7 protein-coding genes and 1 pseudogene are annotated in these 20057 nt (G+C 63.3%); 3 read left to right on the top strand and 5 right to left on the bottom strand.

Going from position 1 to position 20057, the window contains the following annotated elements:
- Window positions 1-37: 37 nt before the first annotated feature.
- The 4 genes from QX034_RS27035 to QX034_RS27020 form a co-directional block, all read right to left on the bottom strand.
- Entirely contained in the window at window positions 38-4657 is a 4620-nt protein-coding gene (locus tag QX034_RS27035; protein ID WP_315705400.1) for a polyketide synthase, read from the bottom strand.
- A 48-nt stretch (window positions 4658-4705) separates the two neighbouring features.
- A complete protein-coding gene (locus QX034_RS27030; RefSeq protein WP_315705399.1) occupies window positions 4706-13057 on the bottom strand; it encodes a non-ribosomal peptide synthetase in 8352 nt (2783 codons plus the stop codon).
- Window positions 13050-15188 (bottom strand): AMP-binding protein, encoded by a 2139-nt coding sequence (locus QX034_RS27025; RefSeq protein WP_316196034.1) that lies wholly within the window; start codon window positions 15186-15188, stop codon window positions 13050-13052. The genes QX034_RS27030 and QX034_RS27025 overlap by 8 nt, the downstream gene beginning before the upstream one ends.
- A gap of 330 nt (window positions 15189-15518) precedes the next feature.
- Entirely contained in the window at window positions 15519-18017 is a 2499-nt protein-coding gene (locus QX034_RS27020) for a penicillin acylase family protein (RefSeq protein ID WP_315752403.1), read from the bottom strand.
- A gap of 2 nt (window positions 18018-18019) precedes the next feature.
- On the opposite strand from QX034_RS27020, the gene QX034_RS27015 reads away from it, so the two are divergent.
- The 3 genes from QX034_RS27015 (at window position 18020) to QX034_RS27005 (ending at window position 19642) form a co-directional block, all read left to right on the top strand.
- Window positions 18020-18238 carry an MbtH family protein gene (locus QX034_RS27015; protein WP_315705396.1) on the top strand — a complete coding sequence of 73 codons (219 nt, stop codon included), beginning with the start codon at window positions 18020-18022 and terminating at the stop codon, window positions 18236-18238.
- Window positions 18239-18533: 295 nt separating this feature from the next.
- Window positions 18534-18848, top strand: a complete 315-nt coding sequence (locus QX034_RS27010; protein WP_315705395.1) for a hypothetical protein — start codon at window positions 18534-18536, stop codon at window positions 18846-18848.
- A gap of 383 nt (window positions 18849-19231) precedes the next feature.
- Window positions 19232-19642 (top strand): hypothetical protein, encoded by a 411-nt coding sequence (locus tag QX034_RS27005; RefSeq protein ID WP_315705394.1) that lies wholly within the window; start codon window positions 19232-19234, stop codon window positions 19640-19642.
- 154 nt (window positions 19643-19796) lie between these two features.
- Here the strand turns inward: QX034_RS27005 and QX034_RS27000 are convergent.
- Window positions 19797-19973: pseudogene (locus tag QX034_RS27000) on the bottom strand (GMP synthase (glutamine-hydrolyzing)); the annotation flags it as partial.
- Window positions 19974-20057 lie beyond the last annotated feature (84 nt).

Here is a 20057-nt window from a genome sequence, read left to right as displayed (position 1 = left end):
TCAAACAGTTTGTCAGGCCGGTCGAAGCCGGCGCCGACTATGCGTCCTCGAGGGCGTCGATCTCGTCGATCAGCTTGTTCTCGATGACCCGTGCGATGCCTGCGACCGTACCGCCCTCGAACAGGTCTCGGGGCATCAGCTCGATCTGGAATCGGCTGATGAGCTTCGGGATCATCTGCATCGCCAGCAGCGAGTCGCCGCCGAGTTCGAAGAAATCGTCCTCGGTGCCGACGCGGTCGAGGTTCAAGGCGGTCGCCCAGAATTCAGCGATCACTTGCTCGATCTCGTTGCTCGGCTCCATGAATCTGGCGCTGATGTCCGGCCGCACGCGGCGCTGCCCTGTCTCCTTCCGACCGCCATCAGGGGCATCGCGGGCCGGCTCTTCCGCGGGCCCGCTCATTGCTCCCTCAGCCGACAAATGACCGAGCTTCCTGCTGAGATTTTTCGACACAACGACCTGGGACAGGCCGCTTTGCAGGATCCGCATCAAGGCGTCGATCGCCTCGTCGGTCGCGAGGCCGTCGCGCAAACGAAGACTGCCCGAGCCCTTGAAGTCCTGCGCCAGGCGGGCCGCGATCCCGATCTCGCTCCAGATGTCCCAGTCGATCGACACGATCTTCGGCGGGCGCTTCGCGGCACGGCGGCTGACGGCGAATGCGTCCAGGAACGCATTGCCGGCCACATAGTCGACCATGCCGACTCCGCCGGCCACGGCACTGAGCGACGAGAACAGCACGACGAAATCCAGCGGCTCGTCGCGGAGCAGCTCGTCAAGGATCAGCGTCCCTGCGATCTTGGGCAACAGCACGGTGAGCGCGTCCTCCCTCGTTCGCGAGACGATGATGTCGCGGCCAGGCAGGCCGGCCGCGTGGAACACGCCATTGATCTGGCCGCACGCCCTGCGCGCGTCGTCAACGACGGCGCGCATGGCATTGCGATCGGCGACATCCGCCGTCCCGACGATGACGACTGCCCCCTTCGCCTCGATCTGACGGATGCGGGCCAGGATCTGCTCCACCCGCGAGTCGCCGTCAGGACTTGCCAGACAGTTGTCCCACTCCGCGCGCGGCGGCAATCTCGTGCGGCCGGTCAGGACGAGGCTGCCGGCCCCCATCTCCGCGAGCGCAGACGCCACCGCGAGGCCGAGGTCGCCCAGCCCTCCCGTGATCAGATATGCGCCGCCTGGGCGAATGATGGGCTTGACCTGGTCCGGCGCCTTCAGCGCGATCTTTTCGAACGCGGTGGTCCACGTCCGATCCTGTCGGTAGGCAAGCAGCGTCGGCGTGTCGTCGGCCGCGACATCTCCGACCAACCTGCCAACGAGATCCTCGTCCTGGTCTCCCGGCAACCTGCAGCTCTCCGGAAGGTCGAAGTAGAGACAGGAGATGTATTTGTGCTCGATCGGAGCAACCAGCCAAGGCCCACGCAGGATCGCCGCAGTGGGATCGACGATCTCACCACCGACCACGTCGACGCTTCGCGTTGCGGCGATCGCGATACGCGTCCGTCGTCCCGACTGGGTCCGGTCGATCCACTGAACCAGATACATCAAGCCGAAGAAATCCGTGTCGAGGACCGGGTCGATATTGTCGAGGTCGATACGCGGCGCATCGAGGGACCAGAGATAGACAACACGTTCTGGCGCGAACGACCGCCCTTCGAGTTCGCCGAACAGCTTCGCGAATTGGTCCGGGGTGACGCCCGACAGGGATACCTCGTTGCCAGAAACACCGAAGTCGCGGCCGCGCCTGACGACCACGACGTTTGCTCCGCGCCGGTTCAGATGGTCGACCACCGCGCCGCTCAGCCCGTTGGCGCCGGCCAGCACCAGCCAGTTCTGGCCGTCGAGCTGAACGTCGGCTGCCGAACGCCCTGCCGCGCTCGTGGATCGCCAATACGGGGCCAGGATGAAATCAGGCGCCTGGGATCGCGGTTCGGCCGGCCGCCGGACGTCCGCACGCGCTGGCCGGTCAGACCCCAGAGTGATCCTGTGCAGGATCTCCTCACCTTCGAATGGGTAGTTCGGCAACGACACCTTGACCCGTCGTTCATCGCGATATTGCGCGTCCCAGTGGATCGCGCATCCCGACATCCAGGCCTCGCCGAGCGCCTGGTTGAGAGATCTCACCTCTCCGGCGAGATCATCCGGACTCGGCATCGAGCTCAGGATCGCGGCACCGTCGGACTCGCGCAGGTTCTGGCGCGCCAGGCTCCAGAGCGCACGGCCGGGTCCGACCTCGATCAGCGCGCCCGGTTTGTTGTCCAGGATCGTCCGCACGCCTTCAGAAAACCGCACGGGCGCTCGCAGTTGCTCTCCCCAATATGCGGGATTGGTCGCCTGCTCCGCCGTGATCCACGTTCCGCTGACATTGGACACGTAGGGAATCCTCGGCGCACGGAGCGTGATCCCGCTCATGACCTCGACGAGCGGCTTCACCGCTCCGCTCATCATGGCCGAATGGAACGCATGCGAGGTGTGGAGCGCCGAGCACATGACGGCCCGCTCACGCAGCTTGGCCTCGAGCTCGGCGATCGCAGCTGCAGGCCCCGACACGACAACGGCCCCCGGCGCATTGATCGCGGCGACCGAAACATCGTCTCCCAACAGCGGCAGGACCTCGTCGAACGCCATCGGCACGACGAGCATCTTTCCAGCGGGCTGCTGCTGCATCAGGCGCCCGCGCAGCGCGACGGCCTTCAGCGCATCCTCAAGCGTCAACACCCCGGCGATGCAGGCCGCGGCAAACTCCCCGACGCTGTGCCCGATCATGCCGGCCGGCTCGACCCCGCGCGAGCGCCACAGCGCCGCCATCGCATAGCTGACCGAGAAAATGGCCGGCTGTGCGAACTCGGTCGACGTCAACCTTGCAACGGCGTCATCACTGGCCCCATTGCGCAGAAATACGATTTCGCGCAGATCCGTCTCGATGTGCCGCTTCAGACCGTTGGCGCAGTCGTCGAACGCCGAGCGGTAGGCCGGCTCCTCAAGATAGAGCGCCCGCCCCATGTCCAGCCGCTGCGTGCCCTGCCCCGGAAACATGAAGTACGCCGGGCAGTTGTCGCTGGAGGCCACCGCGCGTGCCGATGACGAACGCAAGGCGTCGACGGCCGAGACGCGGTCCTGGCACACGATGGCCCTTCGGATCCTGTGCAGCGGACGTCCCGTGGCGAGCGTGTGCGCGACGTCGGCAATCTCGACCTCCGGCTCTGCCGACATGTGGTCCTGCAGGCGATCCGCAAGACGCGTCAGCGCCTGCTCGCTCTTTGCCGATATGGGCAGCACGTGCCAGGTCTTGCGGGACGAGATCGGCCGCCGGAGCGGCGCCTCCTCGACGACGAGATGCGCATTGGTGCCGCCGATCCCGAAGGCGTTGACCCCGGCCAGCCGCGGCTTCTCGGAGCGCGGCCAGTCTCGCAGCGAGTTGACCACGAAAAACGGCGTCTGCTCGAAATCGATCTGCGGGTTCGGCGCCTCGTAGTTGATGCTCGGGGGCAAGCATTCGTTCTCGAGCGCCAGGATGACCTTGATGAGCCCGGCAACGCCGGCTGCCGTGTTGAGATGTCCCAGGTTGGACTTGACCGAGCCGAGACCGCAGAAGCCGGTGTTCGCGCTCGAATTGCGGAACGCACGGGTGAGCGAAGCGACTTCGATCGGGTCTCCGAGCGACGTCCCGGTGCCATGAGCCTCGACATAGCTGATCGCCGACGCGGGCACGCCCGCGACCGCATGCGCCTCCACGACGACCGACGCCTGACCTTCCAGACTCGGCGCCGCAAATCCCACCTTCGACGAGCCATCATTGTTGATGGCCGATCCACGGATGATGGCCCTGATATTGTCGCCATCGGCCAGTGCACGATCCAGCCGCTTCAACACGACGATGCCGACGCCGTCGCCAAACACGGTGCCGTTGGCACGATGGTCAAACGGCCGGCAATGCCCGTCCGCCGACGTCATGCCAGGAGACACCATATAGCCGAGCTTCATGAAGCTGCCCGGCGTGGCCGAAACGCCGCCTGCGAGCGCCGCCTCGCACTCTCCCGAGAGCAGGCTCTGACAGGCCAGATGGACGGCGACGAGCGAGGTGGAGCATGCGGTCTGCACACTCAGACTCGGTCCCCGCAAATCGAGCTTGTATGAGACGCGGGTCGACAAATAGTCCTTGTCGCCCCCGAGGAAGAACATCAGATCGGTCTCGAGCGACTCGAAGATGTCCTCGACGGATCCATGGGCTCCCGACAGCAGCCGGTTGCGAAGCGCGAGAAACTGATAGGCGTTCGGATTGACGCCGCCGAACACGCCGATATTGCCGTCGTAGCGCTTCGGATCGCACCCGGCATCCTCCAGGGCATGCACGGCGCATTCGAGGAAGATCCGGTGCTGGGGATCGATATATTCGACCTCCTTCGCACTGATGTTGAAGTAGCGGGCATCGAACAGCGTTGCTCCCTCGATCGCGGGGAATGCCCTGACGTAGTTGGGATCGGCGACCCTGTCCGCACTCAGGCCGGCTTCCTTGAGATCCTTCTCCGACACCTGCCTGATCGACTCGATCCCCTGCGTCAGGTTCGACCAATAGGTCGTGAGATCGGGCGCGCCGGGAAATCTTCCAGCCATGCCGATCACGGCGATGCTGTGTTCGTGGGCGTCCACCATCCTCTTCTCCCATTTTCCCCGGCCGATCCCGTCAATCGACCCAAATATCTAAGCCTCGACAAACACCTTCTTGTGCGCTCCTCCAAGATAGGCATGGAGAAGGACGTGCTGCGGGCCGAGCTGGAACTGCGGTCGATAGGGGGCGAAATCGACTCCTCCCAGATGAGCTAGGCCGATGCCGCAGTCAGGCGCGGCATCGTCGAGCAGCTGGCACATCATCCCTGCTTCAAGGAACGCAAACCGGAGGCTCTCACCGCCATAAACCGGAGCGATCGCATCCTGGTCGCAGATCAGGAACAGCGAAAACGACGCTCGCTTGAACACCGGGCGATTAATCGGAAGGTGCAACTCTGATGCCGACGGTTCATCCGGACTGATCAGCTCCAGGGCATGGCGATCGGGGTTGTAGTAGTAGCTTCCGTTTGCGATCCCCTCGACGCCTCTGGCCTCGGTCAACCGGTGAACGGCGACATAGAGCTGTACGGGATACAGCCCGCCCGCGGAGGCGTACCGATATTTGACCTTGTCCGCCGTGCCCCTGCTGCGAAGATGACACAAGAGGTCCGCGAGCGCGGCGGCATCGACCGGCGCATCCTCGAAGTCGCGCGCGCTGCTGCGGCGCCGCAGCACCGCATCATCCGGACCTCCGCCGGACAGCGCGACCGAGGACAGGACGCCCCCCGAACGAATTCCCGGCCGCCGGCTCTTGAACTCCCCGCGCGCGACCTCCGACTGCAGCGACGGGACAATCGGGTCGCGTTCGACGTGAGCCCGCCAGGAGTGGAGCGTCTGATAGATCCGCGTCAGGACCTGCCAGCTGTCCTCATGCTCGTCGGCGACCGACTGGGTCGGCAACTGGTCAGATCCCCGCCGCGCGAGTCGTCTCCTGCGGTTTTCACCGCGGAACTGGCTCCGGTCGAGATTGCCGCCGGCGTCGGCGTTGCGGAAGAACTGTGCGAGCGTCGCGATCGTCGGCCGCTCGAAGAAGATCGCGGCCGGAACATCGCGCTCGAACTTGGTCTGGAGAATTCTTCGGATCCGCATCAGCGAGATCGACTGGCCGCCAATCTCGAAGAAATTATCATGAAGGCCGGGGCTCTCGATGACGAGCACTTCGGCCCATACACCGGAGATGAAGCGTTCAATCTCGTCGCTCGGAGCCTCGGTCCCCTTGCCGGCGGACGGTGATGGAAGGACTTGAGGAAGCGCCATGCGGTCGACCTTTCCGTTCGACGAAAGCGGGAGCCTGTCCATGCGGACGAAAACGCTGGGGATCATGTAGTCGGGAATGCGATCCGCCAGCTGATCCCGCAGTGCCTCAACGTCGAATTCCGGCGGTGAAACAACATAAGCGACGAGGCGCTTTGCGCCGAACCGCTCCCCGACCATCACGACCACAGCGGCCCGCACCCCGGGACGTTCGAGCAGCGCCTGCTCGATCTCGGACAGCTCGATCCGATACCCCTGCACCTTCACCTGCTGATCGCGCCGGCCGAGGAATTCGATCTCGCCATCCGGCCGGTAGCGGGCGCGATCGCCCGTGCGGTACAAGCGCCGTCCGGTTTGAGGATGAACGAAGAAGCTCCGAGCGGTTCGCTCGGCGTCCCGCCAATATTCCCGCGCAAGCCCGAGGCCGCCGATATAGAGGTCGCCTTCGACCCAGTCGGGACACGGCGCGAGATCGTCATTGAGGATCTCGTAGAACTGGTTGGTCAGCGGATAGCCGTAGGGAATGCTGCTCCAATCCGACTCGATCGCGTCCACCCATTTGTAGTTCGACCAGATCGCCGCCTCGGTCGCACCGCCCATCGCCAGCACACCGAGCCCTTGCGCAACACGCCGTGCCTTGGCGGGCAGGCCAAGCGGAATCCAGTCGCCGCTCAGCATCGCGATCCGCAGGCTCGGAAGCGGCACCTGCGCCTCGATCGCCTCTTCAACCAGAAGATCGAACAGCGCCGGAACCGAATTCCAGACAGTCACGTTCCAGCGCCTGACCGCCGATGTCCATTTCCCCTGATCCGCGGTTTCTGCCCGGCCCGGAACGACGATCGCAGCGCCCGCCGACAGCGGCCCGAAAATGTCGTAGACTGAGAGATCGAAGCTCAGCGAGGAGAGCGCATACACCCGGTCGCTGGCGCCAAGCCGGCACCGTTCATTGACGTCGAGGACGGTGTTGACGACTGCCTCATGGGCGATGACCACTCCCTTCGGATGGCCCGTCGAACCGGAGGTGTAGATCACATAGGCGATGTCGGATGGATCGATCTCCGGCAGCCGTTGGTTCAACGCGACAACGTCGTCACTTTCCTTCATCACGACGACGCACGTTACGCCCGCCGGCCAGCCGGTCGCCTCGGCCAGCCACGGCTGCGTGAGGGCGATCCTGACCTCCCCGTTGCTGAGCATGAATTGGAGGCGCGCATCCGGGAGCCGCGCGTCAATCGGAAGGTAGGCGCCTCCCGCCCGCAGCACGGCGAGGACCGCGACGACCTGCTCCCACCCCTTGTCCATCACGACGGCGACGAGCCGGTTCGGGCCCGCTCCCATCGCCACGAGCCGGCTGGCTAAAAGGCGAGACTGGCGCTCGAGCTCGGCGTAGCTCATCTCGCAATCATCCGCCAACAGCGCCGGCGCCTGCGGCGTCGACTTGGCGCGCGCGAGAAACTCGTGATGCAAGGCGCGCGGCAGAACCGCCCTCGAGGTGGCGTTGACCCGCAGCCGGACCGCCGCCTGCTCGCCGGGCAGCTCCGGACGACAGGCATCCTGCCAACGGCGAGCATCTGCGGCGAGGTTGTTCAGCGATCTCAGATAGCTCTCGAACATCGCCTCCAGGAGGCCATCCGGCAATAGCGCGAACACCGCATCCCAGGCGACGTGCAGCCCATCCCTGCTTTCCGAGACCTGGCAGTCGAGAATGACTTGGGGGGTCTGCGTCAGATTGAAGCTCACTTCCGACGCGCCGAGCAACTCCTTCACCTCGCCGTCCGGCTCGCCGGCGCCCAGCAGGCTCGTGAACACGATCGGCATCAGGACGGGTTTCCCGGCCTGCTGCGACAACAAACGCAGAACCTGAACGCCGCTGATGGCGCTATGATCGAGATCTTGCCAGAGCCGGTCCTGCACACGCCGCGCCCGCGACGCGAACGACGTGGCGGACGCGAGATCGACGTCCAGCAGCGTCATCGACGTGAAGTCGCCGATCACGTCAGCGATAGCTGGATGCAGCGGCTTGCGATCGAACAGGATCAGATTGAGGGCGAACCGCGACAGGCCGCTGAACTGCGCCAGCACATCGGCGAATCTGGTCAGCAGGACGACCGCCGGCGTCACGCCCGACTGCTTGGCTTGGCGCTGCAGCTCCTGCCATGCGCTCGCCGTCACCGTCCTGGACATCCGTTTGAACTCCGGCCGATCGATGCGCCGGATGTCCTGCGTGAGTGGCAGCGCCGGAGCCGGCGGAAAATCCGCCAGCCGCTGTTCCCAATAATGTCGCGCGCGCTCCACGGCAGCAGCTCCGGCGCCTTGGCGCGCCAGGACATAGTCGCGGAAAGCGCAGGCCGGCCGCACAATTTGCCTCGCCGGATCCTGGTAGAACTCCTTGAGGTCTCGATTGAAGATCGAGAAGCTCCACGCATCTCCGATCAGGATGTCGAAGCTGACGAAGACACGGGTCCTGCCTCCCGGCAACACGGCTGCCCGGATTTCGAACAGCGGCCATTGAGAGACGTCGAACACCTGGTGGGACATTCGCCCACGCAAGGCGGACATGCGCCCCGCCGCCTCATCGGGCGACAGGTTACGCAGATCGTCGATCCGCACCTGAAAGGGCGGGACCTCCGGCATAACCTGCTGCTCTCCTGAGGAGAGGATGACCGCGCGCAGCATGTCATGTCGTTCGATGACCGATCTGACTGCCTGCTCGAACCGCCGAAGGTCGAGCTCGGCAGCATCGAACTCGTAGTAGCTGTGAGCGCCGATATTGCCGAGCGGGAATGCGCTGCCGCGGCCGGCCCAATAGGCCTGCTGGATATCCGTCAGCTGGAAAGGTCGAAACCGGGCGTCCTCATCCGGAACCAGGAGCGTCGTCGGATCTGCGACGGCCGCCTGTCCCGCCAGTTGGTCGATATGCTGCGCCAGCCTTTCGATGGTGGGCGCTTCGAACAGCTGGCGGAGCGACAGGTCTACTCCCATCTCCGATCGAATCCGTTCGACGAGGCGAAGGGCCTGCAGCGAATGGCCGCCGAGCTGAAAGAAGTTGTCGCGGATGCCGGGCGCGCTCCGGTGCAGCACATGAGCCCAGATCTTCGCCAGCGTTCGTTCAGTCGCGGTGCGCGCGACCACCGGCGCGGCGGAGCTCTCAGTGACGGCAGCGACATGGCTCGACAGCCTTCGCCTGTCGACCTTGCCATTTGCCGTGAGCGGCAGCCGGTCCAGGACCACGATCTCCCGCGGCATCATGTGCGGCAGCAGGCGAAGCGCGAGCCGATCCTGCAGCTCGCCACGCTTCAAGCGAAGATCGCAGACATCCTGCAGCCGCTTGATGTGGTGGAGATTTCCGAGGATGTCATCCTCGGACACGCCGAAGTCGATGAGACAGGCGATCTCGTCGACCCCGATCGCATGCAGACGCTCGGCGAGATCGGCGCAGCTGCTTGGCGAGCCGAGCAGCGAAATCTGCCCGACATAGCGCTTCAACAGCTCATCGAGCATCAGCTCGGTGCTCACATCGCTGGCTTCCGCAGCCAGATTGCTGGTTCCGAGTAGCCGCCTCCTCAGCTCCGCGTGCGAGGCCAGATACCTGCGCATAGGCTCTTGCGCGAGCGCAAGAGCAGTCTCATCAGTGTCGGCCACCAGCGTATGGAGCATCACGGTGACAACGAACCTGGCCGGATCGAAACCTTTCGACCGCAGCGTGCTGCGATAACGCGCGATATTGTCCGCCAGCTCTTCGATCGACTGGTTCAACAGTCCGGTCAGGACGTTGAGGCCGTTTTCCGCAGCGGATTCGAAGCTCCGCATCGAGCCTGATGTCGTCAGCCATGCCGGCAGCTCGCGCTGGATGGGACGCGGAAGCGTCCGCACGACAACCGTCTGTCCTGCACCGTTGCAGCGCTCGACGGCCTCGCCCCGCCAGAGCCGGCACACCTCGTCGATCATCGTCAACGTCTGCGCGGCCCGATCGGCATAGCGTCCGGGCGCGAAGACGAAATCGTCGGCCAGCCATCCTGGCGCAAAGGCCACCCCTGCCCTGCCGCCGGACAGATTGTCCACGACCGCCCATTCCTCGGCCACCCTGAGCGGTTCGTGCAGCGGCAGCACGACGCTGCCTGCCCTCAGCTTCACGCGCGTGGTCGACGTGGCAATCGCAGCCGCAAGGAGCGATGGGTTCGGATAGGCGGCGGCCACGTCGGTGAAGTGCCGCTCCGGCGTCCAGATTGCTGCCAGCCCGAGCTGATCGGCGCGCCGCGCACTGTCGATATAGAGACGATAGATGTCCGATGGATTGTCGTTGCCGCCGCCCTCGGCGAAGTAGAACAGCCCGAACGGCAGGGTCGGCTCGGCCGTCGCGGGCCGCTGATGAGGAACGACATAGGCGATGAGATGCCGGCCTGCGTCCTCACCGCCCGCCACCACAACCGCCTGCGCCACGTCCTCATGGTCCGCGAGCGCGGCCTCGATCTCACCGAGCTCGACCCTGTAGCCGCGGATCTTGATCTGATGATCGATCCGCCCGAGATACTCGAGATGACCATCGGCGCGATAACGCACCAGATCGCCCGTGCTGTACAGCCGCGTGCCGTCGCCGAACGGATCCGGCACGAATCGCTCGGCCGTCAGGTCGGGCCTATGCCAATAGCCGCGGGCGAGTCCGGCGCCGCCGATATAGAGCTCTCCAACGACACCGATCGGGACGACATTGTAATCCTCGTCCAGCACATAGAGGGCCGTGTTTGCGATCGGATGACCGATGACGACGTCCCGCGCCGGATCCAGCCTGCAGACCGTAGACCAGATCGTCGTCTCGGTCGGGCCATACATGTTCCAGACCGACGAGGCCATCTGCGCGAGCTGCGCGGGAAGATCGACCGGCATCGCCTCGCCGCCACACAGGCATTTCAGCGGCTGAGCCGGACGAAATTTCGCCTCGGCCAGCAGACGCCAGGTGGACGGCGTCGCCTGGACGATGGTCGCCCCGGACTCGTCGAGAACGCGCGTCAGTTCGAAGCCATCGACGGCGACGCGCCGTGGAACGATCACCACGCGCGCGCCTGTCGTCAGCGGCAGATAGATCTCGAGGGCCGCGATGTCGAACGAGATCGGCGTGACCGCAGCCAGCACATCGCTCGAATCGATCCCCGGCGCCTTCGCCATCTCGTGGAGGAAATTGATCACCGCTGCATGTGTCACCAGCACGCCTTTCGGCGTCCCGGTGGATCCCGACGTATAGATGACATAGGCCAGATTGTCGGGAGATGGACCATGGCCGACGGGAGCCGTGGCCGGCCTCGACTCGATATTCTTCCAATCGGCATCGATCAGCACGACGTCACCGTCATGATCGGGCCATGCGCCGACGAGGTCCGCCTGCGTCACCAGTACGGACGCCCCGACATCGGACATCATGAAGGCCAGCCGTTCCCGCGGATAGCTCGGATCCAGCGGCAGATAGGCCCCACCCGCCTTTAGAATGCCGAGCAGTCCGACCACCATGTCCGGACCCCGCTCGACGCATAGTCCGACCACGACCTCCGGCCCGACGCCGATCTCCCGGAGGTGATGCGCCAGCCGGTTGGCGCGGCCATCCAGGTCGCGATAACTCAGACGCTGGTCCTCATGGATAATCGCGACCGCGTTGGGCGTCAGCTCCGCCTGCCGCGCAACAAGGTCGTGAATGCACACATCACGCGGCACTGCGACCGTCGTCGCGTTCCATTCCTCCACCAGCCGATGCCGCTCGGTCGCGGGCAGCATGGCCAGCTCGGATAACCGCCTCTCGGGCGAGACGACCATCGCCTCGAGCAGTGCCTGGTAATGTCCGGCCAGCCGCTCGATCGTGGTGCGATCGAAAAGATCGCTCGCATACTCGATCTGCCCTTCGAGCGCATGATCCTCCGGCGTCATGTACAGCGAGAGATCGAACTTTGCGGCGGTCTTGACCTCCTCGTAGCGCGTCAGCGTCAGTCCCCCGAAGGCCTTGACCGGCAAAGCCGGCGGCTGAAGCGCAAAAAAGACTTGAACGAGCGGATGCCGGCCCGGGTCGCGGGACGGCATCAGCTCTTCCACGAGCGTTGCGAACGGCAACCCCTGGTGCTCATAGGCACCGAGGGCAACATCCTTGACCCGCTTCAGCAGCTCACGAACCGTCGGGTCGCCCGACAGGTCTGTCCGCATCACCACCGTGTTGACGAACAGCCCGATCAGTCCTTCGAACTCCCGGCGCGGCCGCCCCGCGATCGGTGTGCCGATCATGATGTCCAGCTGCCCGCTGTAGCGCTTCAGCAGGAGCTGAAACGCAGCCAGCAGCACCATATATAAAGTCACCTGCTCGCGCCGCACGAAGGCGCGCAACTTCTCCGCCAAGTCGGGCGACAGCGTAAAATTCAGCGCTGCGCCAGCGGAGCTCGTCGTTTTCGGCCTCGGCCGATCGATCGGAAGCTCGAGGGCCGCAGGCGCATCCCGCAGCCACATCTTCCAATAGTCGACATGCTTCTTCAGCGTCTCCTCATCCAGCGCGGTCCGCTGCCACTGCACGAAGTCGGCGAACTGGATCACCGGCTCCGGCAATGGCGATGGCTGCCGCTGGATGAACGCGTCATATAGCGTCGCCAGCTCGCTGATCAGAAGTCCCATCGACAAGCCGTCGGACACGATGTGGTGCATCGTGACGATCAGCAGATGCTCGCGGTCGCCGAGCCGGATGACCTTGGCCCGCAGCAGCGGGGCCTGCGTCAGAACGAAGGGACGGCGCGCCTCTTCCTCCATCAGGCGGCGACTTGCCGCCTCCCGCATATCCGCCCCGAGGCCGGACAGATCAGCCATGTCGATGTAAAACGGTCTGGGCGCATCGACCACTTGCGCGCCTTCCCCGTCCAGAGCCTCGAATCGCGTTCGCAACGTCTCGTGCCGACGCACGATCTCCTCAAAACATTGCCGCAACACCGTTGCGTCCAGCGTCCCGCTGAGCTCTGCTGCAGCACAGATGTTGTAGACCGCATCGTCTCCGAACAGCTGCCCGCCGAACAAGAGCGGCTTCTGCGCAGAGGACAACGGCAGACGTTCGCCGACGCGATGCCGGACGACTGGCTGGCTCGTTCGACCGATGCCTTCCTGTTTCAACAACCGATCGAGAAGCCGCCGTCTGTCGTCGGACAGAGCACCAAAGTCATGCTGCTTATTCACGACGTTCCCCAGCTTCCTGATGCTCGTCCAAGGCCAGCAGGCGGGACACTTCGTCGTCCGAAAGGCTGGCGACCCGCTCGAACATCTCGTCGATGATGGCTGCAGACCGGCGCCGCGCGCCGCTCTCCACCTGAGCCGCCACCTGCTGCACCATGCAGCCGACAGTTCCGGCCTCCAACACTCTGGCCAGCTCGAGCCTGATGCCGAGGCTGTCCTCGATCCTGTTCTGGAGGCGCGAGGCCATCAGCGAATCGATGCCGAGGTCGTAGATTGATCGATCCTCATCGATATGATCCGCCGGCATTCCGAGCAGCTCGGCAAGATGTGCCTTGAAGACATGCCGAACGGCCTGCTCCACATCGGCAGCGTCGGTCAGGCGGATCTCCAAGCTATCAGCCTCGCTCCGTACCGGACTGGTCCGAAATCGCCACTCCGCGACCATCGCGAGCTGCCCGGCCAGGAATTCTGCGCGGCATTGCTGACGCCGGATCTTCCCGCTTGTGGTTCTCGGAATCCTGTTGCGCCTGACCAGGACGATGGCGTGCGGCTGCAGCCCGAACTCTCGGGACAGGATACCTACGACAGCCTCGAAATCAGCCTCCGACGGCCTGCGTCCCGCATCGTCCAGTTCGTACGCGACAACCAGCCTTTCCTCTCGCTCCTCCTCGACCGAGAACACCGCTCCAAAGCCGGCACGAAGCCACGGGACCGCCGCTTCGAGTACATGTTCGATGTCATAAGGATGAAAGTTTGCACCGCGAATGATCAGGAGATCCTTGTGCCGGCCGGTGACGAACAATTGCTCATGCCACACAAATCCGAGGTCACCCGTGCGCAGGAACTCCTTATCCATGCCGAGCGGACGCGCGCGAAACACCGTCAGGCTCTCGTCAGGACGATTCCAATATCCCCGGCCGACGCTCTCGCTGTGCAGCCAAATCTCGCCCACCGCACCATCAGGACAGATCATCCTCGACGCGGGATCGACGATCACCACCCGGTGACCATCGAGCACCGGGCCCGCGCCGATCAAGTCGACACCCTCTTGGTCGCGAGAAGGCTCTGCCACGCGACCGATCTCCAGCGAGGATCGATCGAAGCGCTGCGCGCTGCGATCGCTCCAGCTCTGTCCGCTGACCATCAGCGTCGCCTCAGCCAGCCCGTAGCAGGGAAACATCGCCTCTTTGCGGAAGCCGACCCGACCGAAGGCGGCGCAGAAGCTTTCGACCGTCTCCACACGGATCGGCTCCGCACCCGTATAAGCCGTTCGCCACGACGACAGGTCGATCGATCGCAACGCGTCACCAGCGAGCTCACGCTGGCAATGCTCATATCCGAAGTTCGGCGCACCGCTGATGGTCGCAGCAAATCTCGAAATTGCTTCCAACCACCGGACCGGACGGCGCAGGAACGAGGCGGGTGACATCAAGGTGACAGGAAAGCCTGCATACAGCGGCATCAAAATTCCGCCGATCAAACCCATGTCATGGAAGTGCGGCAGCCAGCTCACCCCCACGCTTCGTTCGTCGACCTGAGATGCTGCTGCTATCAGGCCAACGTTGTGTAGCAGGTTGCGGTGCGAGATCTCGACGCCCTTCGGGGAGGCCGTCGAACCCGACGTGTACTGAAGAAAGGCGAGGACATCCGGGTCGAGGTCCGGCTCGCGCCCCTGGTGCTCACTCTCGAGCGCCTCGGGAAACGACACGATGTCGAATGCGAGCCCTACCTTGCCGCGCGTGAGCTCTCGGCGAACACGCCCGGCCTCCGAGCCCCCCACCAGAATGACCGACGGACGGATGTCCGCGAGCGCCGCGCTCACGCGTCCAGCTCCACCGGAGAAGCTCGGAAGACTGAGGGGGACGGCAATGGCTCCGCCGCGAAGGCAGCCATAGAACGCGAAAATGAAATCCAGGCCGGGCGCAAAGATCAGCGGAATTGGTTGGCCGGAAAGCCCGCGCGATCCGACCCATGCGCTGATCCGGCGCGAACTCTCTTCAAGAGAGCGGTACGAGATCTCTCTGTACGCGGCGCCGTCATCGGACAGAAAGCGATAGGCAATGTCGTCCGGTTGACTGATCGAACGATGACGCACGAGATCATTGATCGTTCGAGATGTGGCGCCACGCAACATAACACCACCTACTTCCCCCGCCGGATGACGAACAATGCAAATCCCGCGGCATTCACGGTCGTCTTATGAGAGGTATTTTCGCTAAGGTTGCAACAGAGTCAATCGGATTTTTTCACAACTAATAGCTTTGCAGATCAATCGATCGCCAAGCGATGAGATCGGCAGTCGTTTTCTACTACAAAATAACAACACAACCCTTAATTGCTTGATGCAACTGAGAAAAAACGGGCCTACCGCGCAAGCTGCTCTGGGTGTCCGCGGCTTGCGAGACACAGCAGCGGACGAGATCAGTCCAATGGAGCCGGCCGGCTCGCGACGTGGCCCATGGCGTCACGGCTTCTTGAAACGCAGCCACTGCCTCGTCTGCCAGGAAGGCAGCAGGTCGCCGTAATGCCTCGACATCAGGTTCCCGGATTGGCCGGGCACGATCATAAAGCGGGAGGCATCGAGATCGGCAAGATCAACGACCATTCGCATCGTCGAGCCGAAATAGCTCGGCAACCTTCCAACATCGTTGGAGAAGGAGATCGCGGCATTACTGACGGTGTCGGTGCTTCCTTCGGCTGGCGGCTCGAAGTTGGACACGCCCGCAATGAGGGGCACGCGGGACCACAGCGGATGGGAAAAAATGGCATGGTGGGCATCACCCCAGCGCCAGCGGTCCGAAGGTTGACCGAGGCGCTCGACGAGCTGCGAGATAGCGAGGTCGAACGCTCTGGCAATCTTGGCGTCACACGCTTCGGTTTCGGTCGTCGCTGGATCGTCACACCAGTCCGGATGCTGCGTCAGGATCAGATAAATGACATCCGGATGGAAGCTTCCATAGCTCTGATAAAGGGACCCGAGGCGAGGCTGCAGCAATGACCTGTTCAACTCCTTGAGCCAGGTCGAGAAAATCAGCGGCTCGATGCGGTCGGCGGCCATCCGCGCGTCCCATCGCTGCAACAGGCCGGCGAGATCTTGCGACAGCGGGGTCGACAATTTTACGTCACGGAGAAACGGCACGAGTTGCCGCGCGGCCAATGACACCGTGTCATGCTGGATATCATCCATGTCGTCCGCGGAGAATGGCCGGTCCCGCCCAAGCAATTCCTTGATCCGCTCTGCACGAAAGGGCGGAATCCAGTCCCGCGCGAGAAAGGGATAGTCGCCCTCCTGCAACTTGTTGTTGGCGGTCACGATCACGCCGGTCAGCGGATTGAAGCTTGCCGGCAGATCGTCGAACGGGACAATTGCGCTCCAATCGTGCTTGCCGTCCCAGCCCGGCACCGGCAGCCAGCCGTCGCCCGCGGACCGGATCGGGATCCGCGCCGGCGCGATGAAGCCGATGTTGCCCGACGTATCGGCGTAGACATAATTCTGTTGCGGCGCGGTCAGCTTACGGAGAGCCTGACGGAATTCGTCCCAGTTCTGCGCGCGGCTCAAGCCCCACGCTGCTTCGGGAGAGGTGTCTTCGCTGCTGAGCCAGGTCGCCTGCAGCGACAGCACGTGATCTGCGGACGGAACCTGCTTTGCAAACTCGGCCAAGTCCGAGATCACGGGACCGTGCCTGGTGCTGCGGACAGTCATCGCGATCGGCGCTTCGCCCTTGACCGCGATGATCTCCTGGCGGCTCTCGAACGGCTCCGACCCATCGGGCGTCAGGTAGGCCTCACGGTTGGCGGCATCGAGCTTCTCTATAAAGAGATCTGCGACGTCGCTCCGGGTCGCGGTGATTCCCCATGCGATGTGTCGATTGTGTCCGATCAGGATGAACGGAGTTCCGGGAGCGCTTGCGCCGGTCAAGGTCTCCGTGGGGGTCTTCACGCGCGCCAGATACCAGGCACTTGGGATCCCGAATCTCAAGTGGGGATCGTTGGCGAGCAGCGGCTTTCCGGATGCGGTTCGCTTACCCGACAGAACCCAGTTGTTGGACGCCTCGAACGCACCGACACCGTCCGGCAGGCTTGCATAGATCTGCTCGATGGGAATGTGGTCAAGCTCGGCCCTCGTACGCTCGAGCACGACGGGCGCCGTTCGCGGGTAGGAGGGAAACAGGACATCGAGATCGGCCGGCGGAAGCTTGCGCAGCAGCTGAGCATGCAACAGCTCGTCCCTGAAATTTCCCGTCAGCTCGATATCGATCAGCTTTGCCCAGAGCAGGCAATCCTCAGGACGCCAGGGTTCGAAGCCGACGTTGAGCGCGTAATAATCCGGCGAGAGCGCTCGGAATCCTGACGCGGCATAGGCGTTCACCCCCTCCGCGTAGCTTCGCAGCATCGCCTGCACTGGCGCCGATAGCTGGCGATATTGCTTTTCGACCAACCCGCTCAGTCCGAGCGTCCGCATGAAACGATCGCTACCCAGACCGGCTCGACCGAACCACTCGGACAGGCGTCCTGCCCCGTACCTTCTCGTCAGGTCCATCTGGAACAGACGGTCCTGCGCATGAACATAGCCAAGTCCAAATGCGCCGTCATCGGCGGTCGGCGCCTCGATCGTCGGCAATCCCGCGTCATCGCGCGTGACAAGGATCGAAGCCTTCGTACCGGGCCTCACCAATGTCTCGGATGGTTGCGGCAGGCCACTGTACAACCAAAACAGGACGCCTCCAATTACAACCACACATATAAAGAGAGCCAACGCGACGCCAAAGAGGACCCTGCGCAGCACCGTTTTGCGGAAGCCTATCTTACGAACCGGCATCAGGTACTTCCGGCATGCGCGAGGTGTCAGCTCAGCCACGAAAAAACATCGCAGAGGTATGCTAATGATCTTGTGCACGCTAGAAATCAACCATAACCTCAAATTGAGTTGATCGACCGACCTCTTTCCAACAAGGACATCCAAAAATGGACAATGACGACGAGCATTCAGACCGTCTGTACCACGTCGTCGTCAACTCCGAGGAGCAGTACTCCATCTGGCGCGCCGATCGCGATCCTCCCAAAGGCTGGTCGATCGTTGGCGAAAAGGCCGCCAAGCCACAATGCCTCGACTACATCAACAGCGTCTGGACCGATATGCGCCCTCTCAGCCTGCGTCAGCAGATGGCTGCCGCGAAGCATTGAGGCTCAACCACCATCCACTCGCTTGCCCTGACAGGGTGTTGATGCGGTTCGACGACGGACTCGACTCCGCCTGAGCGATCGTCGGTCACCTGCCCTTGCAGATCTGCCACGGGACTTCGCACAAACGCGCGTTCTACAATTCAAACAGCGGGCACGACCAAGCTATCTCGCGACGGTCTCCGCCCGAGTTGTGTTTTCAAGCGAACTTCTCCTCTTAACGAAGAGGCGCAGGGAATGCCGCATATGCGTTAAGTTTATTCTTGAGTGTTGGAATCACACGTGATTCCAAGGGGGGATGGCAGACGAATCGCTTCTGAACGAGGACTGGACGAGAGTGGTTACGCAGCTGGGCGGGGCTGCGCAGCTTGAGATAAGTGCGCGCCAGACGAAGGCTTTCGTACGGCGGCGCCAAATTCCAGATGCGGTGTCGTTACTGCGGCTGATGCTGGCCTATTGTCTGGGTGAAAGAGGGTTGAGATCGACAGCCGCGTGGGCCGCTTCTGTTGGCCTTGCCGACCTCAGCAGCGTGGCGTTGTTCTATCGCCTGCGTCAATGTGGCGATTGGTTTGCAGTGCTGGTGGAGGATGTTTCGCGCCGTCGTGCGCCCTAAAGAACCCTGGTCCGCGATCATACCGCCGGTCGCGTGGCGCGCGAGCCTACGATTTTGCCGGCACTCCGGCAATCATCCGTGCTCAACTTGTCAAATAGCGTAGGCGTGAATTCGCGATCTCGCGGCGTGTTGCGCCCGAGCTTTGGATCAGTTCGGCCCTCGTCGGGTATCGGCTGATACCCGCGGTCCGCGTGCAGCAAAAAAGGCACGCGGCAGAACCACAGGTCAGCCCAATAACCGGCCTTCCCTGCGCAATGGTTTGAACGGGTTATACGTGCTCTCCCCGGGGATCGGCTGTCTTACCCCCGTTTTGGCGACAACGCTTGCGCGTTGCGCGGACACCAGCACGGGATGCCAGGACCACACGATTTCGCCGTGCCCAGATGGCGTACCGCAACGTATCGATGCTGCCGACCACACTATCTGGCGATGATTGCCTGCTGACCATTGGTGCGACGGGGGCTCCGCGTCCGGCACAGTCCTCGGACATGCCGATAGTTGAGTGCAGCGTCACCGTAATTCCGTCCCGAGTGGCCGGAAGCCTCTTGCATGCGATCGGGATGCCGGAGCTGATAGCCCGAAACGAGGACGAGTATTTTTCAGCCGCCTTGGCGTTCGCGACACAGCCGGGCCTGCTGCATGCGTGCAAAGCCAAGCTCCGACGCAACCGCATGACGACGCCGCTTTTCGACGTGGCCGCCTATACAGCGGCTCTCGAAAGTCTTTATGGCGCCATGTGGGAGCGCCACCGCTGCGGCATCGCGCACACAACAATTGGCACCGTTGCGATCTGACAAGGGCGCAAGGCTGTTGTTCCCTGTGGCAATCCTGACGGATCAACCTGCAAACGGCGTGACACTGGAAGATGGCCTGCGGATCGCCAAACCATCTGCAGCCGCACGCTGATCGGTACCTACTACTTGCAGCGTACGGCCGAGGCGAACCACCCTACTCCCACGCGATCGTCCCCGGCGGCTTGCTCGTCACGTCATACACTGCCCGGTTCACGCCCGTGACCGCGTTAACGATGCACGTGGCGGCGGCGCCCAGAAACATCATGTCGAAGGGATAGAAATTCGCGATCATGCCGTCGGCCGATGTCGCTGCGCGCAGGCCAACGACGAAGCGGGACGGCAGACGTTGCCGCATCGCCGTCGCCCGTTCAGGCGCTCCTCCATCTGCGAAGATATCGCGGAGCTGCGAGCTGCA

This window comes from Bradyrhizobium sp. SZCCHNR3119, assembly GCF_032487775.1.
Classification (GTDB): domain Bacteria; phylum Pseudomonadota; class Alphaproteobacteria; order Rhizobiales; family Xanthobacteraceae; genus Bradyrhizobium.
This window is presented reverse-complemented; position numbering and strand designations above follow the sequence as displayed.

Bases quoted from the DNA above. Each gene is read 5' to 3' on its own strand.
- QX034_RS27010 (WP_315705395.1), top strand. From the start codon at position 18,534: ATGGCAGACGAATCGCTTCTGAACGAGGACTGGACGAGAGTGGTTACG.
- QX034_RS27035 (WP_315705400.1), bottom strand. From the start codon at position 4,657: ATGGTGGACGCCCACGAACACAGCATCGCCGTGATCGGCATGGCTGGA.
- QX034_RS27015 (WP_315705396.1), top strand. From the start codon at position 18,020: ATGGACAATGACGACGAGCATTCAGACCGTCTGTACCACGTCGTCGTC.
- QX034_RS27005 (WP_315705394.1), top strand. From the start codon at position 19,232: ATGGCGTACCGCAACGTATCGATGCTGCCGACCACACTATCTGGCGAT.
- QX034_RS27025 (WP_316196034.1), bottom strand. From the start codon at position 15,188: ATGTTGCGTGGCGCCACATCTCGAACGATCAATGATCTCGTGCGTCAT.